Consider the following 14,308-nt stretch of genomic DNA (forward strand, 5'->3'; position numbering starts at 1 on the left):
CCAGAAGCCGGACCACGATCTCGACACGATCGGCGACCTCTTCGCCGAGTTGCGCACGTGCTGGTCGCCGCCAGCGGACAATGGGCGCGCCGGCATGCAGATGTCGGTGCGATTCAGCTTCAACAAGGCGGGCGGCCTGATCGGCCCGCCGCGCCTGACCTATGCGACCGCGGGCGTTCCGGCCGATACAAGAACGACCTATCTGAACGCGATCAACAATTCGCTGAAGGCCTGCCTGCCGCTGAAATTCACCAGCGGCCTCGGCGGCGCCTTGGCCGGGCGGCCGATCGCGATCCGCTATGTCGACAATAGGGAGCTTGGCAGGTAGCGCATCGGTTGCGACCGGCGGCCAATCGATGATACGCCATGAGCGGGGGCGCGGGTTGAGGGGGAGGACGTCGTGGGTCTGCTGGTCATGATCCTGGGGCTGGTGCTGTTTTTCGCAGCCCATGTTTTCACGACAAAACGAGAGGCGCGCGCGCAGGCGATCGCGAGACTGGGCGAGGGCACCTACAAGATCCTCTATTCGCTGGTCTCGCTGGCGGGTCTCGTGCTGATCATCTGGGGCTTCGCGCATTATCGCGCGGCGGGCTGGATCGACGTCTGGTATCCGCCGAAGGCAATGAAGCACATCACGCTCGCGCTGATGCTGCCCGCCGTCATCATGGTGGTCGCCTCATATCTGCGCGGCCGCATCTATGCGACGCTGAAGCATCCGATGCTGGCGGGCATCAAGCTGTGGGCGGCGGCGCATCTGCTCGCCAACGGCGATCTCGGCTCCATGATCCTGTTCGGTTCGTTCCTGGGCTGGGCGGTGTATGATCGCATTACGCTGAAGCACCGCACTGATGCCGGTGGCCCGCCGATTCCGGTGGGGGGCGTCACCAATGATCTGATCGCGGTCGCGGTCGGTGCCGTCGTCTATCTGGCGCTGGCTTTCGCGTTCCATCCGGTCGTGATCGGTGTTCCTGTGATCGGTGTTTAGCCGCAGCCGATCAGCGCAAGACAGGATCGCTTGCCCATGCGCGGAAGGTGACAAAGCAATAAGCCGAGGGCCCTCCGATGGACTGGTCGCAATCTCAGATTCCGCCGATGCGGCTCGAGGCGCGCTTTGGCGATCGGGTCGTGCAGGCATTCTGCGATCGGCCAACGACGCTCTGGGCGATGATCGCCGACGCCTGCGCACGCAACGCCGATGGCGAAGCGCTGATCTGCGGCGATGTTCGGCTCAGCTGGCGGCAGGTGGTGGAACGCGCGGCCCGGATCGCGGCGGGCTTGCGCAAGCTCGGCCTGCAACGCGGCGACCGCGTCGCCATCCTGCTCGGCAACCGTGTTGAATTCCCGCTGCTCTTGTTTGCCGCCGCGCATGAGGGGCTCGTCACGGTGCTGCTGAGCACGCGCCAGCAGAAGCCGGAGATCGCCTATGTGCTGGCCGATTGCGGCGCCAGGATCCTGATCCACGAGGCTGCGCTCGCAGAACGCCTGCCCGATGCGCGGGATGTCCCCGACGTGATCCACCGTATCGCGGTCGACGACGATCCGCGGCGGTCGCGTTTCGCCGCGCTCGCAGACAATGCGGCTGCGCCGGCACCGGTCGAGACGAGCGAGGAGGATACCGCGATGATCCTCTACACCTCGGGCACCACGGGCAAACCGAAGGGGGCCATGCTGGCCCATTGCAACATCATCCATTCCTCGATGGTGTTCGTGTCCTGCCTGAAGCTGACCTCGGTGGACCGTTCGATCGCGGCGGTGCCGCTCGGCCACGTCACCGGCGTCGTCGCCAACATCACGACCATGATCCGCTGCGCCGGCGCGCTGATCATCATGCCCGAGTTCAAGGCTGCCGATTACCTCAAGCTCGCCGCGCGCGAGCGCGTCACCTACACCGTGATGGTGCCGGCGATGTACAATCTCTGCCTGCTCCAGCCCGATTTCGACGGCTATGATCTGTCGAGCTGGCGCATCGGCGGCTTTGGCGGCGCGCCGATGCCGGTCGCGACCATCGAGAAGCTCGAAACCAAGATTCCCGGCCTCAGGCTGATGAACTGCTACGGCGCGACCGAGACGACGTCGCCTTCCACGATCATGCCCGGCGAGCTGACGGCGAGCCACATCGACAGCGTCGGCCTGGCGTGTCCCGGCGCGCGCATCGTCGCGATGGGAGCGGACGGGCGCGAGCTGCCGCGCGGCGAGATCGGCGAGCTCTGGATCCAGAGCGCCTCCGTCATCAAGGGCTATTGGAACAACCCGAAGGCCACCGCCGAGAGCTTTACCTCAGGCTTCTGGCATTCGGGCGATATCGGCTCGGTCGATGCCGACGGTTTTGTCCGTGTGTTCGACCGGCAGAAGGACATGATCAACCGCGGCGGTCTGAAGATCTATTCCGCCGAGGTCGAATCCGTGCTGGCGGGGCATCCGGCGGTGGTCGAGAGCGCGATCATCGCCAAACCATGCCCCGTGCTGGGCGAGCGCGTCCACGCCGTGGTGGTGACGCGTGCGGCGGTCGCGGGGGACGACCTGAGGGCGTGGTGCGCGGAACGGCTGTCCGACTACAAGGTCCCCGAAACGCTGACGGTCACGACCGAGCCCCTGCCGCGCAATGCCAATGGCAAGGTGCTGAAACGGCAGCTGCGGGAGCTTCTGGTCGGAATTTGAGCCGGGAAGGCGGCCTCCGGGGGATCCCGGGCCGCCGGTTAACGCCTTGATCGGGCTTGCTTTGCCTTGCCACCGCCATATCGATAGGGTATCGCCGCCGCGACGTGGGGACGGGTTTTTTGACGCCGACGATCTGGCGCGCGCTCCCGGCCGGGCATGGGATTAGCTTAAGTGGCTGAATTATTTGACGAAGTCGACGAGGAAGTACGTCGCGAACAGCTCAAGAAGCTGTGGGACAAGTATTCGATCTACTTCATCGCCCTGATGGTGCTGATCGTCGCCGCCGTGGGCGGCTGGCGCGGCTACCAGTATTTGGAGGCCAAGAAGGCTGCCGAGGCCGGCGTCGCCTTCGAGAAGGCCGTCGAGCTGTCCGACCAGGACAAGCACGCCGAGGCCGAAGCGGCCTTTACCGATCTCGCCGCCAAGGCGCCATCGGGCTACCGCACGCTGGCGCGGCTGCGCGCCGCCGCCGAGGTGTCGGCCCGCGATCCCAAGGCCGCGGCGAAAATGTACGACGATATTGCCGCCGATCGCGGCGTCGGCGGCGAGTGGCAGGATCTGGCAAAGATCCGGGCGGCCGGCTTGCTGCTCGACAGCGCGAGCTACGCCGACATCCAGCAGCGGCTGGAGGCCTCTGCGACGCCCAAATCGACGTTCCGCCATAGCGCCCGCGAGATGCTGGCGCTATCGGCCTGGCGCAACAACGACATGACCGCGGCCCGCAAATGGCTCGACGCGATCGCCGAGGATGGCGAAACGCCGCCGGGCCTGCGTTCGCGCGCCGAAGCGCTCCAGGCCCTGCTGCCGCCCGTCGCCAAAAGCTGACGGCCCTCGAGAGCTGAGACGAGACAAGATATGCGCCGCACGCCACGCTTGATCGCAGCCGCCGTCCTGATCGCCTTCACGGGCGTCCTGGGCGGCTGCTCCAGCTTCGATCCAAGCGACATGCTCGACTTCCTCGACACCAAGAAGAAGCTTCCCGGCGACCGCAAGCCGGTCTTCCCCGAGGGCGTGCCGGGCCTCGAGCAGGGCGTGCCGCGGGAGATGTACAAGGGCGCGCAGCAACAGCCGGATCCGAACGCTGCTGCCGTTGCGGCTGCGCCCGTGGCGCCGCCGCCCGAGCCGGCTCAATCGTCCAAGGCGGCCAAGGGGAAGAAGTCCAGGCAGCCCGGCGGCGTCGCGGCGGCGCCGTCTGAGGCGCCGGCGGGCGAAGTCGACGGCGAGGCCCAGCCTGAAGCTGCGCCGCCCGCGGCCGCTCCGCCGCCCAAGCAGAAGATCGTCCGCAAGCGCACCACCGCGCCGCCGCCGGATCAGCCGACCCAGCAGGCGCAACCGACCCAGACCACGCAGCAGCAATCGCAAGGCGGCGGCTTCCCGGCGCCGCTGCCGAGCGGCAGTTTCTCGCGCTGATATTTTTCACTGCATTGACAGACGCGGCTCCGGCAGCGCACGAATGACTGATGCCCTTCACAATCGCCATCATCGGCCGGCCCAATGTCGGCAAGTCGACGCTGTTCAACCGCCTGGTCGGACAGAAGCTCGCGCTCGTCGATGACCTGCCCGGCGTGACCCGCGATCGCCGCGAGGGCGAGGCGAGGCTCGGCGATCTCGAATTCATCATCATCGACACTGCCGGCCTCGACGAGGGGGCCAAGGGCTCGCTCACCGCACGGATGCAGGAACAGACGGAGACCGCGACCGCCCAGGCCGATGCGCTGTTCTTCGTGGTCGATGCCCGCGCCGGCCTCACGCCCACCGATCGCGCCTTCGCCGATTTTGCCCGCAAAGCCAACAAGCCGGTGCTGCTGGTCGCCAACAAGAGCGAGGGCAAGCACGGCGATGCCGGCGCGATGGAGGCCTTTGCGCTCGGCCTCGGCGATCCCATCCAGATCTCGGCCGAGCACGGCGAGGGCATGGGCGAGCTCTATGACGCCCTCCGCGAACTGATGCCGGAGCCCGTGGATGAGGATGAGGCCGAGGACGACGAGCCGCTGACGGAGGAAGAGGCCGCCACGCGCCCGATCCGCGTCGCCATCGTCGGCCGCCCCAACGCCGGCAAGTCGACCTTCATCAACCATCTGCTCGGCGAGGAGCGGTTGCTGACCAGCCCCGAGGCTGGCACCACGCGCGATTCCATCGCGGTCGAGCTCAACTGGAAGGGCCGCGAGTTTCGCGTGTTCGACACTGCCGGCCTGCGCCGAAGGTCGCGCATCGAGGAGAAGCTCGAAAAGCTCTCGGTCGCGGATGCGCTGCGCGCGGTGCGATTTGCCGAAGTCGTCGTGATGATGATGGATGCGCAGAACCGCTTCGAGGAGCAGGACCTGCGCATTGCCGACCTGATCGAGCGCGAAGGCCGCGCGGTCGTGCTCGCCGTCAACAAATGGGACCTGATGGAGAGCAAGGGTGGCGGTGCCATCTCCGGCCTGCGCCGGGATGCCGACCACTTGCTCCCGCAGATCAAGGGCGTGCCGATCGTCGCGGTCTCCGGCCTGATGGGCGAGGGCATCAATCGCCTGATGCAGGCGATTCAGGACGCCTACGCACTATGGAACAGGCGGGTGTCGACATCGGCGCTGAACCGCTGGTTCGAGGAGGCGGTCCAGGCCAATCCGCCGCCCGCCGTGTCGGGCCGCCGGCTCAAGCTCAACTACATCACGCAGACCAAAGCCCGCCCGCCGAGCTTCGTGTTGTTCTGCTCGCGCGCGGACGCGGTGCCGCAGTCGTATTTGCGCTACCTCACCAATTCGCTGCGTGAGGCCTTCGATCTGCCGGGCACGCCGGTGCGCATCACCTTGCGTGAGAAGGCCAATCCGTTCGCCCACAAGCGCAAGCGGTTGTCGTGAGTGACGGCGCAGGCCAGGCGATAGCGCAAGGCGCTGCGCCCGTCCGGCGCGGTGCGGTCGCCTTCATCTTCGTCACCATCCTGCTCGACATGCTCGCACTCGGCGTGATCATGCCGATCCTGCCGAAACTGATCGAGAGCTTTGTCGGCAACGACACCGCGCATGCGGCCCGGATTTTCGGGCTGTTCGGCACCGCCTGGGCGCTGATGCAGTTCGTGTTCTCGCCGCTCCTGGGGGCGCTGTCGGATCGTTTCGGACGGCGGCCGGTGGTGCTGCTGTCGAACTTCGGGCTCGCCGCCGACTACGTTCTGATGGCGCTCGCGCCGTCGCTGGTCTGGCTGTTCGTCGGCCGCGTGATCTCCGGCATCACCTCGGCCAGTATCTCGACGGCGTTCGCCTATATCGCCGATATCACGCCGCCGGAACGGCGTGCGGCGGTGTTCGGCCGGATCGGCGCGGCCTTCGGCGCCGGTTTTATCCTGGGCCCGGCGCTGGGCGGTTTGCTCGGCGACATCGATCCGCGGCTGCCGTTCTGGGCATCGGCGGTCCTAAGCTTCGCCAATGCGCTCTACGGCCTGTTGGTCCTGCCGGAATCGCTCGCGCCGGAGAAGCGCGCGCCGTTCCGCTGGCGGAGCGCCAATCCGATCGGGGCGCTGCACCTGCTGCGTTCCAACGCGGTGCTGGCCGCGTTGTCGGTCGTCAACTTCATCGCGCAGGTCGCGCACGTCGTGCTGCCGTCGACCTTCGTGCTCTATGCGACCTACCGCTATGGCTGGGATTCCAAGACGGTCGGACTGACGCTCGCGATGGTCGGCATCTGCGCCATGGTGGTGCAGGGGCTTGCCATCGGCCCGATCGTGCGCGTGCTTGGCGAGCGCAATGCGCTGCTGCTCGGCCTGTGCTGTGGGGCCATCGGCTTCATGATCTTCGGCAGTGCGCCGACCGGACCGCTGTTCTGGCTCGGCATTCCCGTGATGTCGCTGTGGGGTATCTCGGGCGCCGCGATGCAATCGCTGATGACGCGGCTGGTCGCGCCCGATCAGCAGGGCCAGTTGCAGGGCGCGACTGCGAGCGTGCAGAGCGTGTCGCAGCTCGTCGGGCCGTTCCTGTTCACGTTGACGTTTTCATACTTCATCGGCGCCAGCGCGCCGTGGCATCTGCCCGGTGCGCCGTTCCTGCTCGCGGGAGTGCTCATGGTGGTGTGCGTGGYCATCGCGATGAGAACGCTGGCCGCGACGAAAACGGCTTCGTAGTCGGGTGGGCAAACCGAGGCGTGCCCACCGTTTCTTCCCGGCCGCGGAGAGATGGTGGGCACGGCGCTTTCGCGCCTTTGCCCACCCTACGGCAGCGTCTTACTTCTTCACCAGCGGGCAGTCGCTGGCTTCGAGCGGCTTGGCGGCGTCTTCCGGCGCGATGGTGGCCACCAGCTTGTAGTAGTCCCACGGGCCCTTCGATTCTTCCGGCTTCTTCACCTCGAACAGATAAGCCGGAATCAGGCGGCGGCCGTCGGCACGCAGGGGTCCCTTGCCGAACAGCGGATCGTCGGTCGGCAGCTCCTTCATCTTGGCGACGACCTTGGCGCCGTCATGCGGATTGCTGCCGAGCGCTTCCATTGCCTTCAGGTAGTGCAGGATTTCCGCGTAGAGGCCCGCCACCGTCATCGAGGGCATCGACCCCTTGGGCGACACTTTCTGGAAGCGCTTCGACCATTCGCGGGTCTKGTCGTTGAGATCCCAATAGAAGGACTCGGTGAAGGTCAGGCCCTGCGCGGTTTTCAAGCCGAGCGAGTGCACGTCGTTGATGAACAGCAGGAGCGCCGCGAGCTTCTGGCCGCCCGCCACGATGCCGAATTCGGATGCCTGCTTGATCGCGTTGGTGGTGTCGCCGCCGGCGTTCGCAAGGCCGATGACCTTGGCCTTCGAGGACTGCGCCTGCAGCAGGAAGGACGAGAAGTCGGACGAGTTGAGCGGATGCTTGACGCCGCCGAGCACCTTGCCGCCGGTGGCCGTGACGACGGCGCTGGTGTCGCGCTCCAGCGCGTGGCCGAAGGCGTAGTCCGCGGTCAGGAAGAACCAGCTGTCGCCGCCTGCTTTCGTCAGGGCCTTGCCGGTGCCGTTGGCGAGCATGTAGGTGTCATAGGTGAAGGAGACGGTGTTGGGCGTGCAGGCCTTGCCGGTGAGGTCGGCCGTGGCGGCGCCCGAATTGAGCAGCACCGAATTCTTATCCTTGACGAGGTTGCTCACCGCGAGCGCAACGCCGGAGCTCGGCGTGTCGGCGATGGCGTCCACCTTTTCGGCATCGATCCATTGCCGCGCAATGTTGACGCCGATGTCGGGCTTGTTCTGGTGATCACCCGAGAGGACGTCGATGGTCCAGCCCTTGGCCTTGAGGCCGGAATCCTCGACCGCCATTTTCACCGCGGCGACCGAGTTCGGGCCGCCGATATCGGCATAGAGGCTCGACATGTCGTTCAACACGCCGATCTTGACGGTCTTGTCTTGGGCAGAGGCCGAGCTGGCAAAGCCGAGGCCGGCACAGGTCAACAGCGCGGCGTAGCGCCACGCGCGAGCAGTCTTCATTGTATTCCCTCCAATTGGTGATGCCGCGGACGACCCTCTTGGACGGGGGCTTTTGACCTCGGCGCGATCGGTCACGATCTTGCCGTTTTCGATATCCTGTCTCCAGGCTTGCTGCAATGCGCTTAAGGTAGGGCGTTGGAGGTCAGCTTGAACTTCTGGATGCGCTTCGCATTGTCGACCTCCGCGGTATAGACGTTACCTTTGGCGTCGATCGCAATTGCATGGACCCAGTGGAATTGCCCGGCATTGCGGCCGCTGCGGCCGAAGCTGCCGGCCACGCTGCCGTCCTGGCGCTTTAACACCCTGATTTCGTTGTTTTCCCCGTCGGCGCTGAGGAGATAGGTCTGCTTCGCATCGGGCCAGATCGCGATGTCCCAGACCGCACCGTTTCCGAGCGTGTTCTTCTCGTAGAACCACTCTGTCACGAAAGTGCCGTCCTTCCTGAAGACCTGGATGCGATCGTTGATCCGGTCGCAGACGTAAACCAGACCGTCATTGGCTATTTTGACGCAGTGAACGGGATTGCCGAATTGTTGGGCAACCGGGGCCTTGGGATCATAGGCCGCCTGCTTGTCGTCGTTCGGCTCGTTGCCATAGGCGCCCCAGTGGCGCTTGTAGGCGAGCGTCGTCGCATCGAACACGATGACGCGGCGGTTGCCATAGCCGTCGGCGACGTAGATTTCGTTGGCCTCCTTGTCGAGCGCGGTCTCGGCAGGCTTGCCGAGCTGGGTCGTGTCGTTGCTGCCGAGGCTCGGCGCGATCTTGCCGATCTGGGCGACGAACTTGCCGTCGAGCGTGAACTTCAGAATGGCGTTGTCGTTGTCGGCATTGCCGCCGACCCAGACGAAGCCGCGTTCGTCGACCTCGATGCCGTGCTCGCGGCCGACCCATTCATAGCCTTCGCCCGGACCGCCCCAGGATCGCAGCAAATTGYCGTCGGTGTCGAACTCGAGCACGGGCGGCGCCGACACGCAGCATTTGGAGCGCGGCGGATTGAGGCTCGCGCCTTTCTCGTCGTCGGTGAGCGAGCGCGGGCGATGGATTATCCAGATGTGACCCTGCCAGTCGACGGTGATGCCGCCGACCTGGCCGAGGATCCAGTTGTTCGGCAGCGGCTTTGGCCAGGAGGGATCGACGGCGAAGGTTGGCACGTCGCCGGCGGTCGCCACACCCGGCAGTGCGAATGCGATGGCTGCGATCAGGATGGAGAAGGCGTGAGAGACTTTTGCGAGCGCATGGCCGAAGCCTGCGCGATCATGCCATGGCGCCATGGCAACCTCCCTTTTTGGCTTGCGGCTTGCTGCCGCTTGAGCGCGGGCAGTCAATCGCGGGGAGGCATTTGAGTCAATCAGGCCGGCGAGCGGAAGCTCATCAGCGTGCGGGTCTTGTAGTCGTAGAACTTGCCGGTCTCGGCCCACGCCGGCGCGCACATCGGCACGATGAATTCGGCGACCTGCTCGGGCGTCTCCAGCGTCGCCGGGTCCTCGCCCGGCATCAGCGTCGCGCGCATGCGGGTGCGGATCGGGCCGGGGTTGAACAGGTTGACGCGCAGCTTTGTGTTCGCGGTCTCCTGCGCCCAGGCGCGCGCCAGCGTTTCCAGCGCGGCCTTGGAGGCGGCGTAGGGGCTGACATAGGCGGTCGCCTTGTTGGCGGCGCCCGAGGTGATGAACACGGCGCGGCCGGCGTCGGACTGCTTCAGCAGCGGCTCCATGCAGCGGATCAGCTGGAAGTTCGCGGAGACATTGACCGCCATCACGTCGTTGAAGGTCTTGAGCTCGATATGGCCGACCGGCGAAGAGGGGCCGAGCACGCCGGCATTGCCGACGAGGATGTCGAGCTTGCCATAGCGCTCGTGCAGGCCAGCCCCTAGCCGGGCGATACCGTCGGAATCGGTGAGGTTGAGCGGCACCAGCGTGGCGCTTCCGCCGTCCTTCCGGATCTCGTCGTCGAGTTCCTCCAGCCCGCCCTGCGTGCGCGCAACGGCGACGATGTGCGCACCGGCCTTGGCCAGGGCCTTTGCCGTGGCAAATCCGATACCGCGGGAGGCGCCGGTGACGAGAGCGATACGGTCGGCGAGGGGTTTTGTCATGGCGGGGGTTTTACAGGCGTGGATGGCCGGGACAAGCCCTGCAACACCGTCATTCCGGGGCGATGCGAAGCATCGAACCCGGAATCTCGAGATCCCGGGTTCGGTCCTGCGGACCGCCTCGGGATGACGCCTTCGGCGTCAGCTCGCCTCCGCCAGCAGCGACAGCTGCCGTGGCTGCGGCTCGACCTGGGTCTGGTCGGTGAGGTGGGTCGGATAGGCGCCGGTGAAGCAGTGATCCGAGAATTTCGGATTGGCCGGATCGCGGCCGGGCTCGCCCATGGCGCGGTACATGCCGTCGATCGAGAGGAAGGCGAGCGAGTCCGCGCCGATGATCTCGCGCATCTCCTCCAGCGAATGCGTCGCGGCCAGAAGGCCGCCGCGGTCGGGCAGGTCGATGCCGTAATAGTCGGGATAGAGGATCGGCGGCGAGGCGAGACGGAAGTGCACCTCGGTTGCACCGGCGTCGCGCATCATGCGCACGATCTTCTTCGAGGTGGTGCCGCGCACCAGCGAGTCGTCGATCAGGATGATCCGCTTGCCCTCGATCGCGGCGCGGTTGGCCGAATGCTTCATGCGCACGCCGGACTCGCGGATCGCCTGCGTCGGCTGAATGAAGGTGCGTCCGACATAGTGGTTGCGGATGATGCCGAGCTCGAACGGCACGCCGGAATGCTGGCTGTAGCCGACCGCGGCGGGCACGCCGGAATCGGGCACCGGCACGACGACGTCGACCGGGACATGGCTCTCGCGCGCGAGCTGCGCGCCGAAGGCCTTGCGCACCTCATAGACCGAGCGGCCGTGGACGATGGAATCCGGGCGGGAGAAATAGATGTATTCGAAGATGCAGGGGCGCGGCGCCATCGGCGGGAACGGCTTGTGGATGTCCATGCCGTTCTCGTCGAACACGATGACTTCGCCCGGCTCGATGTCGCGGACGAAGCGCGCGCCGATGATGTCGAGGGCGCAGGTCTCCGAGGTCAGGATCGGGCAGCCGTCGAGGTCGCCAAGCACCAGCGGGCGGATGCCGCGCGGATCGCGCGCGCCGACCAGCTTCTTGTTGGTCAGCGAGACCAGCGCATAGGCGCCTTCGATCTCGCGCAGCGCGTCGACATAGCGCTCGATGAAGCGGCTGCGCCTCGAGCGTGCGACCAGGTGCAGGATCACCTCGGTGTCGGTGGTCGACTGCATCATGGCGCCGTTCTTCACGAGCTCGCGGCGCAGCGTCAGGCCGTTGGTGAGATTGCCGTTGTGGGCGACCGCGAGGCCGCCGGCATTGAGCTCGGCGAACAGCGGCTGCACGTTGCGCAGGATGGTGGCGCCGGTGGTGGAATAGCGGACATGGCCGACCGCCATATTGCCGGGCAGGCGGTCGATCACCTCGCGGCGGGAGAAGGTGTCGCCGACGAGGCCGAGGCGGCGTTCGGAATGAAAGCGGGAACCGTCGTAGGAGACGATGCCGGCGGCTTCCTGGCCGCGGTGCTGAAGGGCGTGGAGGCCGAGTGCGGTGATGGCGGCCGCGTCAGGGTGTCCGTAGACGCCGAAGACGCCGCATTCCTCGCGCAGCGTATCGCCCTCCAGGTCGTCCTGAAGCTCTAGCGCGGCCGGGCCTAAACCGGCCTTTGGATCGAGATCAAGCTGGGCGTCCTGGTCAGGGTTTCGCATCTCGTCCGCGCCTCTCTCTAGGGCTAAATCAACGCGCCGCAGGTTTCTCGATCAGCTTTTTCAGGCTGTCACGAGCCGGTTTGCTGTATCCGTCGCCACTKCCCGAAGGCTGCTGCTCGGAATCAGCTTGCTCATCATCTGGTTTGTTTTTCTTGAATCTCTTCAAGATGGTGTTCTCGGGGTCGTCCGGCAAGAGGGACATCAGCCAATCCCCGGTTCCCTGGAGCACCACGCGGGATTTGGCCCCCGCGACCCAGTCCGGACGTTGCTTGTCCGGCACCAGCCAGGTGAAGAACAGGAAGGCGACCACGACGATCAAAAGCCCGCGAGCCAGCCCGAACAGGAAGCCGAGGGTGCGGTCCAGCGCGCCGATCCGCGAATCCAGGATCATGTCGGAGATTCGGACCGTGATCACGGAGACCACGACCAGAGTGCCGATGAACACGCCGGCGACCACGACCACGCTCGCGACGGTGTCGTTGTTGAAGTAGGTTTTTGCGGTCGGAAGCAGCTTGGAGAACGAATATAGCGTCACGATCGCCGCCGCGCCCCAGGCCGCGATCGACAGGATTTCGCGCATAAAGCCCCGGACCATCGCGAGCAGGCCCGAGATCAGCATCACACCGAGCAGGATCAGGTCGAGAAGTGTAATGGGCATCGGCTGGTCTGGTCCGCTCGTACTCTCAAAGGTGCTCAGCGAATCGGTGTTTGGCCGCCGCCCTAACTGAGGGGCAGACGGCGCTCCCGGCAAGGCCGCAACCACGCAATCCCGTACTGCTTTTGTGACGGCTGTATAGCGGCGGGGGCGGGGAACGTCACCTCCGGCTAACCCTCTCCACGGCGGAATCTTGCTGGTGTGGCATTTTTCTCCGGCGGTGCGCTCGATTCGCCCCTGCGGGAGCCACGCGCGGCGATTTCCGCCACCAGGGTCGTCAGGCTGTTGACCGCGTTGAGCGAGAGTCCGGCGTCGCCGCCGGCTTCGCCCCGGGCCGATTCGGGCAGCACGGCGCGCTGGAAGCCGAGTTTTGCCGCTTCCTTCAGCCGGGCCGGGGTCTGCGCCACCGGGCGGACCACGCCGGAGAGCGATATCTCGCCGAAATAGACCGCATCGGTCGGTAACTGCGCATTAACCAGCGAGGACACCAGCGCGGCCGCGGCGGCGAGATCGGCGGCGGGTTCGTGGATGCGCAGGCCGCCTGCGACGTTCAGATAGACGTCGTGGCCGGACAGCTTGACCCCGCAATGGGCCTCCAGCACTGCGAGCACCATCGACAACCGGCTCGGGTCCCAGCCGACCACGGCCCGGCGCGGGGTGCCGAGCGAGGTCGGGGCTACCAGCGCCTGCAATTCGACCAGGACCGGCCGGGTGCCCTCGATTCCTGCGAACACCGCGGTACCGGGCGTGCCCAGATCGCGCTCGGACAGGAACAGCTCGGATGGGTTGGTGACCTCGCGCAGGCCGAGGCCTGTCATCTCGAACACGCCGATCTCGTCGGTGGGTCCGAAACGGTTCTTGACGGCGCGCAGGATGCGGAATTGCTGCGAGCCTTCGCCCTCGAAGGACAGCACGGCATCGACCATGTGCTCGACCACGCGGGGGCCTGCGATCTGGCCGTCCTTGGTGACGTGCCCGACCAGGATGATGGCCGCACCTGTCTTCTTGGCGAAACGGATCAGGGCCTGCGCCGAGGCGCGCACCTGCGTCACCGTGCCGGGTGCGGATTCCACCGTGTCGGTCCACATCGTCTGGATCGAGTCGATCACGATCAGCCGGGGGACCGCGCCTTCCGACAGCGTCGAGACGATGTCTTCCACCGACGTCTCGGCCGCGAGCTGCACCGGCGCATCCGACAAGCCGAGCCGTTCGGCGCGCAGCCGAACCTGCGCGACCGCCTCTTCGCCGGAAATGTAGACGACGCGGTGCCCGGCGCGCGCGAGCAGGCTGGTCGCCTGCGTCAGCAGCGTCGACTTGCCGATGCCGGGATCGCCGCCGACGAGCAGCACCGAGCCGCGGACAAAGCCGCCGCCGGTGACGCGGTCGAGCTCGGTCATGCCGGAGGACAGGCGCGGTGCGTCCTGGGTTTTTCCCGACAGGCTCTCCAGCGCAAACGTCCGTCCCTTGCGCTTGGAGCGGATCGACACCGGAACGCTGCCGGTCGTGTCCTCCTCGGCGAGCGTATTCCACTCGCCGCAAGACTCGCACTTGCCCTGCCAGCGGTTATAGGCCGCGCCGCAGTTCTGGCAGACGAAGGAAAGCGTGTTCTTGGCCATGGGAGGTGAATCGGTTGTCAGGGGGATTGCGTGGCATTCCATAGCATGGAGAGACCCGCCGCCACCATGATGGCATCCATCACCAGTCGGAACACATCCGCCTTCAGGCGCAGCACGAAGCGTTTTGCGAGGAAGGCGCCTGCCATCAGCGAAGACCCCGCGATCAGGCCCTTGATGAAGACATCCTGCGTCAGCGCGCCGAAACG

General features: G+C 66.0%; 12 protein-coding genes and 2 pseudogenes. 7 read left to right on the forward strand and 7 right to left on the reverse strand.

Going from position 1 to position 14,308, the window contains the following annotated elements:
- The 7 genes and pseudogenes from ACXJL8_RS15180 to ACXJL8_RS15210 all read left to right on the forward strand — a co-directional run.
- Window positions 1-328, forward strand: a pseudogene (locus ACXJL8_RS15180) (hypothetical protein); the annotation flags it as partial.
- 72 nt (window positions 329-400) lie between these two features.
- Entirely contained in the window at window positions 401-985 is a 585-nt protein-coding gene (locus ACXJL8_RS15185) for an NnrU family protein (protein WP_456622922.1), read from the forward strand.
- A gap of 77 nt (window positions 986-1,062) precedes the next feature.
- A complete protein-coding gene (locus ACXJL8_RS15190) occupies window positions 1,063-2,658 on the forward strand; it encodes a class I adenylate-forming enzyme family protein (protein WP_456622921.1) in 1,596 nt (531 codons plus the stop codon).
- A gap of 171 nt (window positions 2,659-2,829) precedes the next feature.
- Window positions 2,830-3,483 carry a tetratricopeptide repeat protein gene (locus tag ACXJL8_RS15195; RefSeq protein ID WP_456622920.1) on the forward strand — a complete coding sequence of 218 codons (654 nt, stop codon included), beginning with the start codon at window positions 2,830-2,832 and terminating at the stop codon, window positions 3,481-3,483.
- Between the two features lie 30 nt (window positions 3,484-3,513).
- The gene (locus tag ACXJL8_RS15200) at window positions 3,514-4,068 is read left to right on the forward strand and encodes a hypothetical protein (protein WP_456622919.1); all 555 of its coding nucleotides are present in this window, start codon (window positions 3,514-3,516) and stop codon (window positions 4,066-4,068) included.
- A gap of 50 nt (window positions 4,069-4,118) precedes the next feature.
- Complete coding sequence (der, locus tag ACXJL8_RS15205) at window positions 4,119-5,501, forward strand: ribosome biogenesis GTPase Der (RefSeq protein ID WP_456622918.1); 1,383 nt, start codon at window positions 4,119-4,121, stop codon at window positions 5,499-5,501.
- Window positions 5,498-6,754 carry a TCR/Tet family MFS transporter gene (locus ACXJL8_RS15210; RefSeq protein WP_456685186.1) on the forward strand — a complete coding sequence of 419 codons (1,257 nt, stop codon included), beginning with the start codon at window positions 5,498-5,500 and terminating at the stop codon, window positions 6,752-6,754. The genes der and ACXJL8_RS15210 overlap by 4 nt, the downstream gene beginning before the upstream one ends.
- Window positions 6,755-6,853: 99 nt before the next feature.
- Here the strand turns inward: ACXJL8_RS15210 and ACXJL8_RS15215 are convergent, their stop codons facing one another.
- The 7 genes and pseudogenes from ACXJL8_RS15215 to ACXJL8_RS15245 form a co-directional block, all read right to left on the reverse strand.
- The gene (locus tag ACXJL8_RS15215) at window positions 6,854-8,080 is read right to left on the reverse strand and encodes an ABC transporter substrate-binding protein (protein WP_456685187.1); all 1,227 of its coding nucleotides are present in this window, start codon (window positions 8,078-8,080) and stop codon (window positions 6,854-6,856) included.
- A gap of 122 nt (window positions 8,081-8,202) precedes the next feature.
- Complete coding sequence (locus tag ACXJL8_RS15220) at window positions 8,203-9,351, reverse strand: hypothetical protein (RefSeq protein ID WP_456685188.1); 1,149 nt, start codon at window positions 9,349-9,351, stop codon at window positions 8,203-8,205.
- Between the two features lie 77 nt (window positions 9,352-9,428).
- Window positions 9,429-10,169, reverse strand: a complete 741-nt coding sequence (locus ACXJL8_RS15225) for an SDR family NAD(P)-dependent oxidoreductase (RefSeq protein ID WP_456622914.1) — start codon at window positions 10,167-10,169, stop codon at window positions 9,429-9,431.
- A 138-nt stretch (window positions 10,170-10,307) separates the two neighbouring features.
- Window positions 10,308-11,831 (reverse strand): amidophosphoribosyltransferase, encoded by a 1,524-nt coding sequence (purF, locus tag ACXJL8_RS15230; RefSeq protein ID WP_456622913.1) that lies wholly within the window; start codon window positions 11,829-11,831, stop codon window positions 10,308-10,310.
- Between the two features lie 28 nt (window positions 11,832-11,859).
- Window positions 11,860-12,489: a CvpA family protein gene (locus ACXJL8_RS15235; RefSeq protein WP_456622948.1), complete on the reverse strand. Its 630-nt coding sequence runs from the start codon at window positions 12,487-12,489 to the stop codon at window positions 11,860-11,862.
- 167 nt (window positions 12,490-12,656) lie between these two features.
- Entirely contained in the window at window positions 12,657-14,102 is a 1,446-nt protein-coding gene (radA, locus tag ACXJL8_RS15240) for a DNA repair protein RadA (protein ID WP_456622912.1), read from the reverse strand.
- A gap of 17 nt (window positions 14,103-14,119) precedes the next feature.
- Window positions 14,120-14,308: pseudogene (locus ACXJL8_RS15245) on the reverse strand (sulfite exporter TauE/SafE family protein); the annotation flags it as partial.

Source organism: Bradyrhizobium sp. P5_C11_2 (assembly GCF_054049755.1).

What these genes read in the sequence shown, in the direction of transcription:
- ACXJL8_RS15190 (WP_456622921.1), top strand. Translation starts at nt 1,063, where the DNA reads ATGGACTGGTCGCAATCTCAGATTCCGCCGATGCGGCTCGAGGCGCGC.
- ACXJL8_RS15200 (WP_456622919.1), top strand. Translation starts at nt 3,514, where the DNA reads ATGCGCCGCACGCCACGCTTGATCGCAGCCGCCGTCCTGATCGCCTTC.
- der (WP_456622918.1), top strand. Translation starts at nt 4,119, where the DNA reads ATGCCCTTCACAATCGCCATCATCGGCCGGCCCAATGTCGGCAAGTCG.
- ACXJL8_RS15225 (WP_456622914.1), bottom strand. Translation starts at nt 10,169, where the DNA reads ATGACAAAACCCCTCGCCGACCGTATCGCTCTCGTCACCGGCGCCTCC.
- purF (WP_456622913.1), bottom strand. Translation starts at nt 11,831, where the DNA reads ATGCGAAACCCTGACCAGGACGCCCAGCTTGATCTCGATCCAAAGGCC.
- radA (WP_456622912.1), bottom strand. Translation starts at nt 14,102, where the DNA reads ATGGCCAAGAACACGCTTTCCTTCGTCTGCCAGAACTGCGGCGCGGCC.